Source organism: Clostridium sp. SY8519 (assembly GCF_000270305.1).
Taxonomy (GTDB): Bacteria; Bacillota; Clostridia; order Lachnospirales; family Lachnospiraceae; genus SY8519.
The window spans coordinates 1-15,830 of record NC_015737.1; the positions used below are offsets into that span (position 1 = coordinate 1).

The 15,830-nt window shown below is 52.1% G+C and carries 15 protein-coding genes; 1 reads left to right on the forward strand and 14 read right to left on the reverse strand.

The annotated features are described in order from the left end of the window. Positions 1 to 259 precede the first annotated feature (259 nt). Genes radA through CXIVA_RS00015 form a run of 3 tightly spaced genes read right to left on the reverse strand, consistent with a single transcriptional unit; the run spans position 260 to position 4,566 of the window. A complete protein-coding gene (radA, locus tag CXIVA_RS00005) occupies positions 260 to 1,636 on the reverse strand; it encodes a DNA repair protein RadA (RefSeq protein ID WP_013975952.1) in 1,377 nt (458 codons plus the stop codon). 27 nt (positions 1,637 to 1,663) lie between these two features. Further along, entirely contained in the window at positions 1,664 to 4,141 is a 2,478-nt protein-coding gene (locus CXIVA_RS00010) for an ATP-dependent Clp protease ATP-binding subunit (protein WP_041727996.1), read from the reverse strand. Positions 4,142 to 4,191: 50 nt separating this feature from the next. After that, positions 4,192 to 4,566, reverse strand: coding sequence for a GntR family transcriptional regulator (locus CXIVA_RS00015; RefSeq protein ID WP_041727998.1), 375 nt, complete (start codon positions 4,564 to 4,566; stop codon positions 4,192 to 4,194). Positions 4,567 to 4,741: 175 nt separating this feature from the next. Here CXIVA_RS00015 and CXIVA_RS00020 point away from each other — a divergent pair, with 175 nt between their 5' ends. Further along, complete coding sequence (locus CXIVA_RS00020) at positions 4,742 to 5,437, forward strand: hypothetical protein (protein WP_013975955.1); 696 nt, start codon at positions 4,742 to 4,744, stop codon at positions 5,435 to 5,437. Positions 5,438 to 5,511: 74 nt separating this feature from the next. Here CXIVA_RS00020 and CXIVA_RS00025 read toward each other — a convergent pair whose 3' ends face one another. From CXIVA_RS00025 to CXIVA_RS00075, 11 genes are all read right to left on the reverse strand, one after another. Then, positions 5,512 to 6,435, reverse strand: a complete 924-nt coding sequence (locus CXIVA_RS00025; RefSeq protein ID WP_013975956.1) for an alpha/beta hydrolase — start codon at positions 6,433 to 6,435, stop codon at positions 5,512 to 5,514. Positions 6,436 to 6,501: 66 nt separating this feature from the next. Continuing rightward, positions 6,502 to 7,191, reverse strand: coding sequence for a DUF6320 domain-containing protein (locus CXIVA_RS00030; protein ID WP_013975957.1), 690 nt, complete (start codon positions 7,189 to 7,191; stop codon positions 6,502 to 6,504). Positions 7,192 to 7,206: 15 nt separating this feature from the next. After that, the gene (locus CXIVA_RS00035) at positions 7,207 to 8,664 is read right to left on the reverse strand and encodes a hypothetical protein (RefSeq protein ID WP_013975958.1); all 1,458 of its coding nucleotides are present in this window, start codon (positions 8,662 to 8,664) and stop codon (positions 7,207 to 7,209) included. Between the two features lie 32 nt (positions 8,665 to 8,696). Continuing rightward, positions 8,697 to 9,455, reverse strand: coding sequence for a YlmH/Sll1252 family protein (locus tag CXIVA_RS00040; RefSeq protein ID WP_013975959.1), 759 nt, complete (start codon positions 9,453 to 9,455; stop codon positions 8,697 to 8,699). A 32-nt stretch (positions 9,456 to 9,487) separates the two neighbouring features. Next, positions 9,488 to 9,799 (reverse strand): YbjQ family protein, encoded by a 312-nt coding sequence (locus tag CXIVA_RS00045; protein WP_013975960.1) that lies wholly within the window; start codon positions 9,797 to 9,799, stop codon positions 9,488 to 9,490. Between the two features lie 176 nt (positions 9,800 to 9,975). Next, positions 9,976 to 10,680: a V-type ATP synthase subunit D gene (locus CXIVA_RS00050; protein ID WP_013975961.1), complete on the reverse strand. Its 705-nt coding sequence runs from the start codon at positions 10,678 to 10,680 to the stop codon at positions 9,976 to 9,978. Positions 10,681 to 10,716: 36 nt separating this feature from the next. Continuing rightward, positions 10,717 to 12,090 (reverse strand): V-type ATP synthase subunit B, encoded by a 1,374-nt coding sequence (locus CXIVA_RS00055; RefSeq protein WP_013975962.1) that lies wholly within the window; start codon positions 12,088 to 12,090, stop codon positions 10,717 to 10,719. Positions 12,091 to 12,093: 3 nt separating this feature from the next. Beyond that, positions 12,094 to 13,863 (reverse strand): V-type ATP synthase subunit A, encoded by a 1,770-nt coding sequence (locus tag CXIVA_RS00060; RefSeq protein WP_013975963.1) that lies wholly within the window; start codon positions 13,861 to 13,863, stop codon positions 12,094 to 12,096. Positions 13,864 to 13,914: 51 nt separating this feature from the next. After that, positions 13,915 to 14,235: a V-type ATP synthase subunit F gene (locus CXIVA_RS00065; protein ID WP_013975964.1), complete on the reverse strand. Its 321-nt coding sequence runs from the start codon at positions 14,233 to 14,235 to the stop codon at positions 13,915 to 13,917. After that, positions 14,228 to 15,202, reverse strand: a complete 975-nt coding sequence (locus tag CXIVA_RS00070; protein ID WP_013975965.1) for a V-type ATPase subunit — start codon at positions 15,200 to 15,202, stop codon at positions 14,228 to 14,230. Before CXIVA_RS00070 ends, CXIVA_RS00065 begins: the two co-directional genes overlap by 8 nt. Before the next feature lie 25 nt (positions 15,203 to 15,227). Further along, entirely contained in the window at positions 15,228 to 15,821 is a 594-nt protein-coding gene (locus tag CXIVA_RS00075) for a V-type ATP synthase subunit E (RefSeq protein WP_013975966.1), read from the reverse strand. Between the last annotated feature and the right edge of the window lie 9 nt (positions 15,822 to 15,830).

Sequence of the window (15,830 nt, forward strand, 5' to 3'; positions counted from 1 at the left end):
CGGAACTTCCTCCGCCGGAAGCAGTTCCTTGCTTGTCACAGCTTATCTAGCTTATCACACTGATATCTGTTTGTCAAGCATTTCTTTTCCCTCTGCCGGATCACGGTCAAGTGTCAGGCTTTGGAAGCACCGCATTTTTCGCGAGTGCCTGACTATATTACCACCGAAGTGGAGGGCTGTCAACAGGTTTTTTAACTTTTATTTCTTTTTTTCTGCGATTCATACCGGGAAGCTGCGCCGCAGCAGGCTTCCCGGTATGTTAAACCGCGCCAATTTCCCGGATCGCTTCTGTCAGTGAGCGTACCGGGATCAGGCGAACCGGTGGTTTTCCTGTAATTTCCCTCATACACACCTGCGGCAGCATCACACAGTCAAAGCCCAGTTTTGCCGCTTCCTGCACACGCTGGGCAGCCATGCTGACCGCCCGGATCTCTCCGCTGAGCCCTACTTCTCCAAAACAGATCATACGGTCGGATATCGGCATGTCCCGGTAGCTGGAAACCACTGCCAGCGCCAGCGCAAGATCCAGTCCCGGTTCGTTCATACGAATGCCGCCGGCAATATTGATATATGCATCACAGTTTGACAGCGGCAGTCCGGCGCGTTTTTCCAGAACTGCCATCAGCAGATTGACTCGGTTTAAATCCGCGCCGGCCGCGGTACGTTTCGGAAAGCCGAAGCTGGTCCGGCTGACTAATGCCTGCACTTCCAGCAGGATCGGCCGTGTGCCTTCGATCAGGCAGGTGACTGCAGAACCGGAGGCATTCTCCGGCCGGCCGCTGAGCATATATTCGGATGGATTCTTCACTTCTGCCAGGCCGCTTTCCCGCATTTCGAAGACACCGATCTCATTGGTGGATCCGAAGCGGTTCTTTACCCCCCGCAGAATCCGATATGCCGCATGACGGTCGCCCTCAAAATACAGGACCGTATCTACCATATGTTCCAGCACACGCGGGCCGGCCACTACCCCTTCTTTGGTTACATGGCCCACCACAAAAATCGTGATCTGTTCTTCCTTGGCAAGCTGCATCAGGGCAGCCGTAGCCTGTCGAACCTGGGATACGCTGCCGGGAGCGGAAGATATTTCTTCACTGTACATCGTCTGGATGGAATCGATCACTGCAATCTCCGGTTTGCTGCGGCGCAGCGCATCCGTAATATCCTCCAGATTCGTCTCGCACAGCAGCAGCAGCTGATCGGAAAAATTCCCGATCCGCTCTGCCCGGATTCTGATCTGCTGCAGGGATTCTTCGCCGGAAATATACCAGACCCGGCGTCCGTCAGCCGCAAGGCTGCGGCAGACCTGCAGCAAAAGGGTGGATTTGCCGATACCCGGGTCTCCTCCCACCAGCACCAGGGAACCGCGCACCAGGCCGCCGCCTAATACACGGTCCAGTTCATCCATACCGGTAGTCATCCGTTCTGTATGGGTGACAGATACCTGTGACAGAGGCATGGGCTTTAGTTCCTTCCCTCCGGACTTTGCAGCCCTGCCTGAGGTCCCGGCTCTCCGTTCCGTCACTTCTTCCACAAAGGTATTCCATTCATGGCATCCGGGACACTGTCCCATCCATTTGGAAGATTCATATCCGCAGTTCTGGCAGAAAAAAATCGTTTTTTTGCTTTTCGCCATACAATTGATATCCTTATAAAAACTCTGTTATTCTTCTGTCCCGGACACTTCTTTCGTGCCGTTTACATAAAAGCGGAGCTCTCCGGATCTGGTGCCCACTTCCACTGTATCCCCGGCTTTGATGCGGCCTGCCAGAATATCCTCTGCCAGCCGGTCCTCCAGCTGTGTCTGGATCATGCGGCGCAGCGGCCGCGCGCCATACTTGGGATCAAACGCCTTCTCAGCAATATAGCGTTTGGCGGAATCCCGCACACGCAGCGTAATGCCAAGCTGATCGGCGGCGCGTTTTTCCAGCGTTCTGGTCATCAGCGCGGCAATCTTCTTCATATGCTCTTTGGTCAGCGCATGGAACACGATAATCTCATCGATACGATTCAGAAATTCCGGCTTGAAAATACGGCGCACTTCGGACATCACCTGTCCTTTCATGCGCTCATAATCCTGTTTGCTGTCCTCTCCGGACACAAATCCAAGCTTCTTCGGTTCCACAATCGACTGTGCGCCTGCGTTGGATGTCATGATAATGATGGTGTTCTTAAAGTCGATTTTTCTGCCGTGGGCGTCAGTAATATGCCCGTCATCCAGCACCTGCAGCAGGATGTTAAACACATCCGGATGGGCTTTCTCAATTTCATCAAACAAAATCACGGAATACGGATGGGTACGGACTTTGTCACTTAACTGTCCGCCCTCTTCGTATCCCACATATCCCGGCGGCGAGCCGATCATCTTGGAGACACTGTGCTTTTCCATATATTCCGACATATCTACCCGGATCATGGCATCTTCGGAGCCAAACACCGCCTCTGCCAGCGCCTTGGAAATCTCTGTCTTGCCGACTCCGGTGGGGCCGAGAAACAGGAAGGAACCAATGGGACGCCCCGGATCCTTCAGCCCCACTCTTCCTCTGCGCACTGCTCTGGATACTGCCCGAATCGCTTCCTCCTGGGCAATTACCCTGCGGTGCAGCAGCTGCTCCATATGGGTCAGCCGGCCGGCTTCACTTTCTGTCAGTTTCTGAACAGGAATATGGGTCCAGTCGGCAATCACTTCTGCGATTTCATTTTCACCGACTTCCAGTTTTTTCTGTTTCAGGCGCTGGTGAAAACGGGCAAGCGACCGGTCATATTCTTTCTGAAGTTTTTTCTTTTCCTCCAGAATACTGGATGCCTCCTCAAAAGAGTAGTCCGCAACGGCCTCCTCTTCCCGGACTTTCAGTTCGCCCAGGCGGTCTTTCAGCACTTTCAGACGGTCCGGGATGGCGTATTCCTTCATATGTACTTTGCTGGCGGCTTCATCCATCAGATCAATGGCCTTGTCCGGCAGGAACCGGTCGTTGATATACCGTTCGGAAAACCGCGCAGCCGCTTCGATGCCTTCATCGGTAATCTCCACCTTGTGATGCGATTCATACCTGCTGCGCAGGCCTTTCAGTATCTCAATCGTCTGCTCCACCGTCGGCTCTTCCACCGTTACCTTCTGGAACCGGCGTTCCAGTGCGGCGTCTTTTTCGATGTATTTGCGGTATTCCTCTATCGTAGTCGCGCCGATCATCTGCACTTCCCCCCGGGACAGGGCCGGTTTCATGATATTGGACGCGTCAATGGAGCCTTCCGCTCCGCCTGCGCCGATCATCATGTGCAGTTCATCCACAAAAAGGATCACATTGCCGCAGCGCTTCACTTCTGCTAACGCGCCTTTGACCCGCTCTTCAAATTCACCCCGGTACTTGGACCCGGCAATCATGGCGGACAGGTCCAGGCTGACCACCCGTTTGTTCTGCAGGTGTTCCGGTACGGCCTGCATGACGATCCTCTGTGCCAGCCCTTCTACGATGGCGGTTTTGCCCACACCGGGCTCCCCGATCAGGCAGGGGTTGTTCTTGCTCCTGCGGGACAGAATCTGGATCAGGCGGTTCATTTCCTCTTCCCGCCCCAAAAGCGGATCCAGCTCATCTTCTGCCGCGCGTCTGGTCAGATCGATGGAAAAATGATCCAGAATCGGCGTCTGGAGCTGGTTGATGTGTTTGCCTGATTTCAGCGCTTTGCGTTCTTCCTGGGACAGATCCCGGTCCTTTCCGGCTGCCGTCAGCACTTCCAGATAAATCTTCCCGGTATCTGCCTGCAGCGCTTCCAGCATGCGTCTGGCCAGGCACTCCTGGGATTCCAGGATACCTAAAAGCAGATGGAGGGTTCCGACTTCGTCACTTTTGAACCGTTCGGCCTGATTTTCCGCTTCCCGCAGAACCTGCACCGCCTCCGGCGTATACTCCAGTCTGCGCCGTCCCTGATTTCCGCTGCCCGGAAGGGCAAACTCATCAATCAGCCGGAGCAGCTCGTCAGAAGACACGGGCTGCCCTTTCAAAATCAGGGCTGCCGCGCTGTTATGCTGCAGCAGGCCGAAAAGAATATATTCAGACGACACCACATCCTGGTGCATCTTTCCGGCTGTCTCCTGTGCTGTATCCAGCACCTGCGCAGCCTGTCTGGTATAACTCTTCTGCATAAAAATATCTGCATGATCCCCTGTAAGGATCACTTGCTCCTTTCATAAAATCATTTTCCGTAATAACGGTCAAATATCTTGTCAATCAGCTGATGGGTTTCCTCTCTGCTGATTCCCTTGCATATAGCTTTGGCCACTGTCACCTGCATCTCATCCTGCAGTTCATCCATGGCGGCCAGTTTGTCCACATCCACAGCGATTACCGCGCCTCTTCTCCGATCCATGCGGAGAAGTCCTTCCGCGCGCAGAGAAGCATATGCTTTGTTCACTGTGTGCATGTTGATCCCGATGGTATCTGCCAGCTGTCTGACCGAAGGAAGCGCGTCGCCCTCTGAAAACTGTCCGGTCGCGATTCCGTAAATGATCTGATTGCGCAGCTGCATATACAGTGCCTCATCGCTTTCAAAATCTATCTGTATGTACATCATAAAGGCATCACCTCACCCTTGTTATAACAGAAGTGTAACAAAAACCTGTTCGATTATCCACCCTTTTCACAATTATTTTATATTTTAACCTTGAATTATTCTTTTATCTGTTGCATGCTAATAGAATACAGGCAGAAAAAATGCCGTGATTCAAGAAATACGGGGTGTTATTATGAAGAAAAAATATATTACTGTCTTTTTTGCAGCATCCGCGCTCTGTGCCGCGCTGCTGATGTCCGGATGCGGTTCTTCAAAGTCCGCTTCTTCCGCTCAGTCAGAAGCGTCTGCTCAGTCAGAAACATCCGCTCAGTCAGAAACACCTGCAGCCGCCGGCTCAGAAGAAAACAGTTCCGCTTCTTCCCAGGCAGGAAACAGCAGCTCCGGCGGCAGCCAGCAGTCTGCCGCGGCAAACAGCGGTCAAAACACAACGAACGGCAGCTCCGGCAGCAATTCCGGAAACTCTGACACAAAGTCTGACGCAGCCGCCGCCAATACGCAGCTCAGCATTACCAGCCGCTGGTACAATTCTGACGAAGCGGTACTGGCCAATGCCACCGTCATCGTATCCAGCGGCGATAAACAGCTGTATTCCGCGGTAACGGATGCTTCCGGCAATCTGGCCGCTTTTACTGTACCCGTCAGCACGGAGCTCACCTTTACGATCAAGGATGCCTCCGGCAAGCAGCTTGCCTCTTCCCGGATCACTTATCGTTCCAGCTCCTCTTATTCTCAGCTCCTAATCCATCCGATCAGCTCCGGAAACCAGACCGTAGATGTCCCTTCCACGGACAGCGCTGTGGTATCCGCCATGTTTATCAATAAGAATCATCAAGTCGAAAATGCCGGCATCACTAAGAAGCGCGGCTAAGACTTCCATCTGCGCCGGGCCGCCTGCCCGGCGCTTTTTGTGCAAAAGGCACCTTTGCCTGATCGGACTGCCTTCTATTCCGGCATCATAATTTCCAGATATCTGCCAATCTCTGCCCATGCCCTGCGGGATTCCGGCATCATGCGCATGGCCATCTGAAACACATGAAACATGCCGTCGTAGATGCTCAGCCGTACTTTGACTCCGCTTTTTTTTGCTTTTTCCGCCACCAGTTCCGAATCACTCAGGAGCATCTCATAGCTTCCCACCTGAATCAGCATCGGAGGAAATCCGTGAAAATCACCATACAGCGGCGAAAGAAACGGATTGGTCAGATCATTTGCCTGGGAATACTCCCGATTGTACAGCATGCTGTCCTGGGTGTTTCCAAACAGCGGGTCATTGTGATAATTCAGGACATACGACTCTCCGGAAGCCGTCATATCCGTCCAGGGTGACATGGCAATCAGTCCGCCGGGCAGCTTCCGGTTCTGACGTTTCAGATAATGGCACAGGCACATGGCCAGACCGCCTCCTGCCGAATCCCCGGCCACTATGATTTCTTCCGGGAACCAGCCCCGGTCAATCAGCCAGTTGTAGGCGTAAATCGCGTCTTCCAGCGCAGCCGGGTAGGGATGATCCGGTCCCACACGGTAATCCGGTGTCAATACGCTGATACCTCTGCCCAGTCTGCTGTAGGCCACCGCGAAATCCCGGTAGGCATTGCGCATGCCTGCCACATAACCGCCGCCGTGCAGCTGCAGCAGAACCATCCGGTCATTGATTTCCTCTGCTTCCAGCAGCTCCAGCCGGCAGTTTCTGCCTGCAATGATCCGATGGGAAAAATGCTCCGGCACTTTCCATTCCGGCTCATGCAGATTCAGATTTTTCCGTAGTTCTCCGTTTTTCAGTTTCTGTCCGATCAGATTGTCCGCTGTCACCCGGGCAATCACCTCCCGCATGACCGTACCGGTCAGACTGCTTTTTCCTTTCTTCATATTCTGCTCCCTGTATCTTTCCGCTATCCGACTGTCTTCTGTCAGCAGACAGTCGGCAGTCATCGCTTACATATGAAATCTGCGTCTTAATTCGCTGCGGGCCCGGGTGCCGCCCAGCACAATGGTCCCGGCAAAAATCACGATAACGCCAAACAGTACGCCGCCGAACGGAAGCATCCGCCAGATCAGGCCAGTCCCGAGAAAACGAAGCGCAAACGGCACCAAAGCCAGTCCGATCACCATAATCTGCAGAAAAATATAGCTCTGCCATTCTGTTTTGTGAATAAACATCAGGATCAGTATGGAGATATCCATCGCTGCCAGATAAAACGGGTACACATAATTCAGCGCCCAGCCGCGGTAACCCAGCAGGCCGTCCAGCAAAAGCACTAGCAGAAATGCCAGCAGCGACTGAATCGCTATTTTCACTTTATGGCTGATTGCGCTGTGCATGGAAATCCGCAGGGTAAAGTATCCGTACACCATACAGCCGCCCACCAGTATGGTCCACCACATTCTGTGATGCAGATACAGATTCATCACACACAGCAGGATTTCCACAACAATGGCCGCATAGGTATAGATATTCAGGGCGAAACGCATCCTCCGCCTGCCTCGGTCCGCATAGGGAAACACCGGCTCCACTGCCGGAATCTCCTCACCATTCCAGTGCTCTTCCGTAACGACTGTCTTGCAGAGAGGACAAAGGCTGGAAGGATCCAGCAGAATGATTCCGCAGTTTTCACATTTTTTCATGATATCGGCCCTCCCTTAACTGTAATATACTCCGTTGCTCTCCAGCAGTACGGGTACCCCTTCCGAAAACAGGAAGCGAAAAAACTCCTCCTGTATGCTGGGCCTGCGGAATACCGACGTAATTGTCAGCACCAGCCTGTTCTCATAGGAAATCAGGATGTTGCGCATTCCCTGTCCCTTCGTTTCGGAAATCACCGCGCTGAATTTATCCACATATGGCTGGTATTCTTTCCGTACGTGCACAGCACCCAGATTGGATACCGTAGTCGTGGCTGCCCGTGTGGATTTATTATATGCCGCTTTCAGAGCCGGCCGTTTAAAAAGCATCGGGATTGCGCGGGACAGCAGATTTGTGGCAGTAGAAACATTCGTGGAAAACTGTTCTTCCAGATGTTCCTTGGTAATTTGTTTTCTGAGGCTTGTCCGCACCTCATCCAACACATCTTCGAAGGTGTGCATCATGTGGCGCGGGGTAAATATAGCATTCACATTGGCAAAGAAATTATTGGTTGTTACCGACTGAAAAAAAGGCCGGAGATTCACTGGGACCACAGTCACAATCGGCAGACTGAAGTCCATACTGTGCCGTTTTTCCAGATAGATTGCCCAGGTCAGAGCCGCAACAATATATTCATTGATACTGGCGTTTCTGGCTTTTGCCGCCTTTTTCAGCTCATCCAGCGGGATATTTGCCTGGAGGATGCCCACCTTTCCCGCCGGGAACTGAGGGCCATGCAAAATATAGGCCTTCCGGAAATGATACGGACGCAGCGGTTTCTTCTGGTAATTATCCGAAAAACTGTCCTCCGTACTCAGGGATGTCCGGCTGGAAAGTTTGTCTCCGCAGAATTCTGCCAGCTCCCGGTGCGCCAGGCGCAGATACTGGTACAGCAGCTCTTTCAGAAAATTAATCGCTCCCATGCCGTCCGTCAGCACATGAAAAACCTCCAGATTGATCCTCCGGCGAAAATAGGTCACCCGGAAGAGATAGTTTTTATTTGCCTCTGCATTGATATAACGGCAGGGGTAGGTATTTTCCCGGCGGACCTGCGGCGCTTCCTGTCCGTTCTCTTCCAGATAATACCAGAACACGCCCTGACGCAGCCGTGAATTAAACAGCGGAAACTGCGGAAGAATCCGGTCCAGAGCCTCCTGCAGAAGCTGCGGCAGAATCTCCTCTTTCAATGTGACGCTGATTCGGTACACATTACTGACGGTTTCCCCTGTAATAATCGGATACATCAGTGCCGTGTTGTCCAGTTTTCTCCAGCGGATTTCCCCGGTTCCCCTGCGGCTGCGGTAGGCCCGGAAATCCTCCTCATTCTGAGGCGGTTCGTAGGTCTGCTTTTTTTCTTTTCTCTGTCTCTTTTTTTCTTTTTTCAGCTGTTTCTCAATCTGCTTTAACTGATCCCGGACAATTTCCAGAGATTCCTGCGCAGATACCAGATCCTGCTGATTTTCATTCTTTTTCATCTTTTACTTTATCGTTCTGTCTTCTGCTGCATTCAGATATATCTGCGGACGGCAATTCTATGGCTTCCCTTGCGGGTCACCGCTTTCTCTCCGTCATAGATCAGCTTTCCGAATCCGCGGATGGAAATCACATCTCCCGGTTTCAACATGCCGCTGTTATTTTCATACAGATATCCGTTGATAAATATTTTCTTTTCCCGAAACAGTTCCACACTCTGGCTGCGGGACAGGCGGCAGATCTTTGCCACCAGCACATCCGCCCGCGTACTTGCTACGATCAGTTCCTGGGGCTGCAGCACCGGTGCTGCTTCTTCCGGAATTTCAGCGCTTTCCCGGCACTGCACATAGGTATGGCGCACTTTGATCAGATTGTCCCTGATAAAACTGCTCATCTGCTCCTCGCAGAAGAGCCAGGCGCACTTCTCCCGGACAAAAATATCTCCCAGCACATCCCGCCGAATTCCCAGATGCATCAGCGCACCCAGAAAATCCCGATGAATCAGTGGATCTGCAAACTTTTTCATCCGCGGTTCGATCCGCAGACAGCAAATAGGGAATTCCACGGAATATCCCAGCTGTGCCTCGCTTCCGAAGCGAAGCATCTTCCGCTCACAGGCCTCTGTGCCGCCGTACAGCGCAAAATCCACATAAGCCAGTTCCTGTTTCATATTCAGAACTTCTGACTGTTCTTCCAGTGTCAGAAAATCAGTAAAAACGTAACGATTCTCCCGGCAGCTGCGATCTGCCAGATCCCTGATTCTCTTTTGAAATGCCGCAGCTTCCTGCTTCATCGCTCTGTTCGCCTCCTGTACTGTGCTGACACTTAGCGGCAGCGAACCGCTGTGCCGTACGCAATCACCTCAGCCGCTCCCTGCACAATCGCCGATGTCGTATAACGCACACCCACTACCGCGTCTGCGCCCAGTTTTTCCGCTTCTGCCCGCATTCGCTGCCGCGCCGTATCTTTTGCCTCTGCCATCATGGCGGTATAAGACTTCAGTTCCCCGCCGACCATGGTTTTCAGGCTCTGTCCGATATCTTTGCCGATGTGTTTGCTCTGGATCATACAGCCTTCCACCATACCCAGCAGTTCCAGTTCTTTCCCGGGGATCGTCTCTGTTGTAACAAGCAGCATAGGTTTTCTCCTCTCTGTATCTCGTCTTCTGCTGTCCGGCCATTCCGACCATAAGCTGTTCTTTCCTAATCATACTACATTTTATACAGAAATGAAAAGCGGAAGCCATACCACAGGGCATGACTTCCGTTCCAGTCTCTGCAGTCTGCCAAAAAACAGACCGTATTTTCTGTTTTTTACCGACGGGAAGCTTCGGCAAGCAGTTCCCTGCCTTCTTCTTCCTGCTTCTTTGAATAACCGTGCGCGTCTTCCAGCACCATATCTTTGACTTTCATCAGACGGATCTGTGTGCTTCGCTCATTTTCATCCAGTTTCATTGTGATGTATTTGATATTTTTCTGCGCTTCCGGAATAATTACGTGTTCCAGCGCGTTTACACGGCGGCGGGTTTTTTCGATTTCCGCCGACATCAGCTGGCATGCTTTTTCCTTTTCCGCCAGAGCCAGCATATCCGGCAGAATATCATACAGCGATTTTACCGCATCATCCAGATCACTGGACGTATAGGCAAATCCGTAGGAATAAATATCATTTTCATCCGCTGACCTGGTCTTGTATTCAAAAACCGGCACATCGACACTCATGACGTTCTTTTTGCCGCACTCCAGATATACCTCCTGTTTTGGAGCCATCAGAGCGGTATGGAGTCCTTGCTCGGACATGGCGGATTTGGCTACGACAAAATTTACATTTGCGCTCGCAATGCCTTTTTCCACTTTTTTCCGCAGCTCCATGTTTTCTCTGACAAGATCCAGAAACTGGCGCATCAGTTCGTCCCGTTTGTCTTTTAATAATTTGTGTCCGCGAACGGCTGTCACCAGTTTTCTCTTCTGGCGGGTCAGCTCCATTCGGGTCGGATTAATGGTAGCCAGCGTTCTCACTCCCTTCCTGCTGCTGTATTACGTATACGGAATTTTTTATTCCGGATCATAGTACTGATCCAGATACTTGTCATCGATACGTTTCAGCTCGCTTCTCGGAAGCAGACGCAGCAGCTCCCAGCCGATATCCAGCGTTTCCTCGATATCACGGTTGTTGTCATATCCCTGGGAAATGTATTTTTCCTCAAAAGCATCCGCGAATTTCGCATAGAGGATATCCATGTCTGACAGCGCGGCCTCTCCCAGGATCACCATCAGCTCTTTGGCCTCTTTGCCGCGGGCATATGCCGCGAACAGCTGGTTCATGGTATTGGAATGATCTCCACGGGTCTTTCCTTCGCCGATTCCCTTATCCTTCAGTCGGGACAGGGACGGAAGCACGTCAATCGGAGGCGTGATGCCCTTGCGGTAAAGCTCACGGCTTAAGATCACCTGTCCTTCGGTAATATATCCGGTAAGGTCAGGGATCGGATGGGTGATATCATCCTCCGGCATGGAAAGGATAGGGATCATGGTGATGCTTCCTTCTTTTCCTCTCATACGGCCGGCGCGTTCATACAGGGTGGCAAGGTCGGTATACATATAACCCGGATAGCCGCGGCGTCCCGGAACTTCCTTTCTGGCCGCAGACACTTCACGCAGCGCATCCGCGTAGTTCGTAATATCCGTCAGGATAACCAGTACATGCATATCCTTCTCAAAGGCCAGGTATTCTGCTGCCGTCAGCGCAAGACGAGGTGTGGAAATACGCTCTACCGCCGGATCATTTGCCAGATTGACAAACATTACGGTACGGTCAATGGCGCCGGTTTCCTTAAAGGATTCCACAAAATAGTTGGACTCATCAAATGTGATACCCATAGCGGCAAATACAACCGCGAACTGCTCGCCGGTACCCCGTACCTTTGCCTGTCTGGCAATCTGTGCCGCCAGCTGGGCATGGGGAAGACCGGATGCCGAGAAAATCGGCAGCTTCTGTCCACGTACCAGTGTATTCAGTCCGTCGATCGCGGATACACCGGTCTGGATAAACTCATTCGGGTATTCCCGGGCTGCCGGATTCATCGGAAGGCCGTTGATATCCCGCCGTTCGTCCGGAATAATCTCCGGGCCGCCGTCAATCGGCCGGCCCATGCCGTCGAAGACACGTCCCAGCATATCCGCGGATACTCCCAGTTCCATGCTTCGTCCCAGGAAACGGACTTTACTGTTGGAAAGATTGATACCGGTGGATGCTTCGTAAAGCTGTACCACAGCGTCTCCGCCGTCGATTTCCAGCACTTTGCAGCGGCGTTTTTCGCCGTTTACCAGTTCAATTTCCGCAAGTTCATCATAACCTACATCTTCTACGCCGCGTACCAGCATCAGCGGTCCGGCAACTTCCTGTATGGTTCTATACTCTTTCGGCATAACTTACAGGTCCTCCTTTCCGCATACTGCTGAGATTTCTTTGCTCAGTTTATCCAGTACCTCTTTGTAAGTCTCGTCTATCTTATCCTCTGTGGTGTATTTGAAACGGCCGATATCCTCCCGTACGCCGAGATTGATCAGCTGATTGATTCCGGTTCCCTGTTCCAGCGCTTCTCTGGCTTTCTCGTAATAAGCCAGCACCAGGCGCATCATCAGCAGCTGCTTCTTCGGAGATGTGTAGGTATCCACATCATGGAAGGAGTTCTGATGCAGGAAATCCTCACGGATGGAGCGGGCGGCTTCCATCTTCAGACGGTCAGAAGCGGACAGCGCGTCCATACCTACCATCTTAACGATTTCATCCAGGGAAGCCTCATCCTGCAGAAGATTCATCAGCTCCTGCCGGTTGCTCATCCAGTCTTCCGACACATTGTCATTGAACCAGCCGGATACATTGTCCAGATACAGCGAATAGCTGTTCAGCCAGTTGATTGCCGGGAAATGCCGTTTGTGGGCCAGATCCGCGTCCAGTCCCCAGAACACTTTGACAATCCGCAGTGTCGCCTGGGATACAGGCTCGGAAATATCACCGCCCGGAGGCGATACCGCCCCGATGACCGACAGTGCGCCTTCTCTGCCTTCTGTGCCGCAGGAAACCACGCTTCCGGCACGCTCATAGAACTCTGCCAGACGGCTTCCCAGATAAGCCGGATATCCTTCCTCACCGGGCATCTCCTCCAGACGGCCGCACATCTCTCGCAGCGCCTCTGCCCAGCGGGAGGTGGAATCGGCCATCAGTGCCACTGAGTAGCCCATATCACGGAAATATTCCGCAATCGTAATGCCTGTATAAATGGAAGCCTCCCGGGCTGCCACCGGCATATCGGAAGTATTGGCGATCAGAACCGTCCGCTGCATCAGGGATTCGCCGGTACGCGGATCCTTCAGCTCCGGGAACTCGTTCAGTACATCTGTCATCTCATTGCCGCGCTCGCCGCAGCCGATATAAACGACAATGTCTGCTTCTGCCCATTTTGCCAGCTGATGCTGGATCACTGTCTTGCCGCTTCCGAAGGGTCCCGGTACAGCAGCAACACCGCCGCGGGCAATGGGGAAAAAGGTGTCAATGACACGCTGACCGGTAATCAGCGGTTTGTTGGTGGGAGTTTTCTGCTTGTACGGACGTCCCACACGGACCGGCCATTTCTGCATCAGGGTCACTTCCTGATCCCCTGCCGCCGTCTCAATGACAGCCACGGTATCAGTTACCGTATACTGACCGGAACGGATGGATTTGATGGTTCCTTCCACTCCGTTCGGCACCATAATCTTCTGTTCCACAACCGGGGTTTCCTGCACGGTCCCCAGCACATCTCCGCCGATCACCCGGTCGCCGGCTGCGGCTGTAGCCACAAAGTCCCATTTGGCTTCCCGGTTCAGGGACGGCACCTCAACGCCTCGTTTCAGGCTGCCGCCGCCGGACACCTCCATGATGGCATCCAGCGGACGCTGAATACCGTCATAAATACTGGAGATCAGTCCCGGTCCAAGTTCTACAGACAGGGGGGCATTTGTGGATTCCACCGGTTCTCCCGGCTTTAATCCGGATGTCTCCTCATATACCTGCACGGAAGCCTGATCTCCGTGCATTTCAATGATCTCGCCGATCAGCCGCTGTTCGCTGACGCGCACCACGTCATACATATTGGCGTCACGCATTCCTTCCGCAATAACAAGCGGTCCGGCGATCTTTTTTATCGTTCCTTTGCTCATATGAATCTATAACCAACCTTTCTGTCAGCATGAATTCCGGCTTGTACTTCGTTATTCATTACCGAAAAGAATATCCGAGCCGACTGCTTTTTCCACAGAATTCTTGACATTCTGTATCCCGGCTCCCGTATTTCCCGCGATCCCCGGAATCAGGATAATGGCCGGCATTACCTGCTCGGCATACCGTTCGATTTCATGACTGATTTCCGCCGCGAGTCCTTCGGTAATATATATGACTGCATACTCACCTTCTGCCAGTCTTCTTAATTTTTCTTCGCCTTCTTCCGCACTGGATACGGCAAATATATCAAGACCCAGTGTGGCGAATCCGTAAATACTGTCATACGGTCCCAAAACTGCTATCTTATACATACATTTCCCTTATCCTTCCCCGGATGGAGTCTTCCGGCAGCTGATTTGCTTTGCCGGAAAGAATGATTCCCACCGTTTTGATCTCATTTTCCCTGGCCAGCACGTATGCCACTACCGGTCCGACGGAAAACGAAACATATTTCTGCGGTCTGATCGTATCGATAATACGGTTGTCATACCAGCGCTCAAATGCGGAAAGTGATTCCTCCAGAGCCGGCACAGCATCCCGGTATATGGTCCCGGAGATAAAGTTCTTTACCGCTTCTTCTCCGTTGGCTGCCGCGCGGGCCAGTTCCGCCACATTCATACTGCCGCAGGGAGCAAGTGCCTTTTCAATAAAATCAAGATTTTTGTGTACTCTGGCGCATCGCACCGCGATCTTAATATCTGCCACTGCCACTGCTGATTCCGCGTAATCTCTGATGATATCCTCCGCGGAGTGACGCCCTGTTTCGTAGATTGCGTCTAATGTGGCACGGTCAATAATCATATCACACAGCTGTCCGTCTCTTGTATGAAGCAGGGTTTCGTATGCTTCTTCCGCTGCTTTTGACATATTTACCGGCAGCTTATTGAATCGTTTTTCCCGTACAATCTCCATCATTTCCTCACCGGAAATCGATGTGTCATCATAAAAAATATACGGATTGGATCCCTCTGTGCATACCTGCTTGACCGCAGCCTTCAGATTGTGAAACAGATGCGCGTAAAGCAGCACATCAAACACATGGGCGTCTACGTTCAGCTGACGAATCACATCCCAGGTCTTTTCTGTCTCGGCTGCCAGTATCTCCTCTGCTGCCGCGCCGGAAGCCAGGGTATCGCCCCAGCCTTTTTCCGTCAGCAGCTGCAGACAGGATTCCTGATTCTTACAGTTCATCAGCTGTTCAATCACCGAAGCATCGAAAAGATTCTTTTCAAGTGCCCGTATACGCGCAACCGCAAAAGTGTAATCCAGATTACTCACGTGATTCCTCCTTTAATTGCGCTTTTTATAAAAATATCTCTTTGTGAATCAGATCTGTCAGGTCGTTTTGTTTTGCATCAAACAGTGCCCGGAACGTACAGTTCTCTTCCACACCGCCGTAGATCAGTACAAAGCCTTTTTCGATGGGCCTGGTTTCGCCGGAAAGTTTCAGCGTTCCGCCCTTCTCTGCGGCAATCGCGCTGACTTCTTCCATAAAGCCCTTCGGCATTTTCTGCACATCTTCTTTCGAAAAACAGATTTCTCCGTTCTGTGCTTCCGCATACAGACGAACCATCTTCTTTAAGGTCTCGAAATAGGTCCTGTCATCCTGTTTGCAGAACTTTTCATAAGCTTTCTGCAGCACTTCGGAAATGATTTCCTGTTTTGCGGTCAGCAGTGCGGTTCTTCTCTGCAGATCCGCGTTGGATTTGATCCGTTCCCCATAGGAAATCACATCCTGCCGGGATTTTGCCGCGATGGTTTTTTCCTGCCGGGCTGCTTCCTCCCCTGCTTCCTTCTTAATCTGCTCTGCCTGTGCTCTGGCCTTGGCTGTAATGCTATCTGCTGAGACTTGTCCTTCTTTCAGAATCTGATCTATTATTTCGTTAAGTCCCGCCATCTTCTGTTC

What these genes read in the sequence shown, in the direction of transcription:
- radA (WP_013975952.1), bottom strand. Translation starts at nt 1,636, where the DNA reads ATGGCGAAAAGCAAAAAAACGATTTTTTTCTGCCAGAACTGCGGATAT.
- CXIVA_RS00010 (WP_041727996.1), bottom strand. Translation starts at nt 4,141, where the DNA reads ATGCAGAAGAGTTATACCAGACAGGCTGCGCAGGTGCTGGATACAGCA.
- CXIVA_RS00015 (WP_041727998.1), bottom strand. Translation starts at nt 4,566, where the DNA reads ATGTACATACAGATAGATTTTGAAAGCGATGAGGCACTGTATATGCAG.
- CXIVA_RS00020 (WP_013975955.1), top strand. Translation starts at nt 4,742, where the DNA reads ATGAAGAAAAAATATATTACTGTCTTTTTTGCAGCATCCGCGCTCTGT.
- CXIVA_RS00025 (WP_013975956.1), bottom strand. Translation starts at nt 6,435, where the DNA reads ATGAAGAAAGGAAAAAGCAGTCTGACCGGTACGGTCATGCGGGAGGTG.
- CXIVA_RS00030 (WP_013975957.1), bottom strand. Translation starts at nt 7,191, where the DNA reads ATGAAAAAATGTGAAAACTGCGGAATCATTCTGCTGGATCCTTCCAGC.
- CXIVA_RS00035 (WP_013975958.1), bottom strand. Translation starts at nt 8,664, where the DNA reads ATGAAAAAGAATGAAAATCAGCAGGATCTGGTATCTGCGCAGGAATCT.
- CXIVA_RS00040 (WP_013975959.1), bottom strand. Translation starts at nt 9,455, where the DNA reads ATGAAGCAGGAAGCTGCGGCATTTCAAAAGAGAATCAGGGATCTGGCA.
- CXIVA_RS00045 (WP_013975960.1), bottom strand. Translation starts at nt 9,799, where the DNA reads ATGCTGCTTGTTACAACAGAGACGATCCCCGGGAAAGAACTGGAACTG.
- CXIVA_RS00055 (WP_013975962.1), bottom strand. Translation starts at nt 12,090, where the DNA reads ATGCCGAAAGAGTATAGAACCATACAGGAAGTTGCCGGACCGCTGATG.
- CXIVA_RS00060 (WP_013975963.1), bottom strand. Translation starts at nt 13,863, where the DNA reads ATGAGCAAAGGAACGATAAAAAAGATCGCCGGACCGCTTGTTATTGCG.
- CXIVA_RS00065 (WP_013975964.1), bottom strand. Translation starts at nt 14,235, where the DNA reads ATGTATAAGATAGCAGTTTTGGGACCGTATGACAGTATTTACGGATTC.
- CXIVA_RS00075 (WP_013975966.1), bottom strand. Translation starts at nt 15,821, where the DNA reads ATGGCGGGACTTAACGAAATAATAGATCAGATTCTGAAAGAAGGACAA.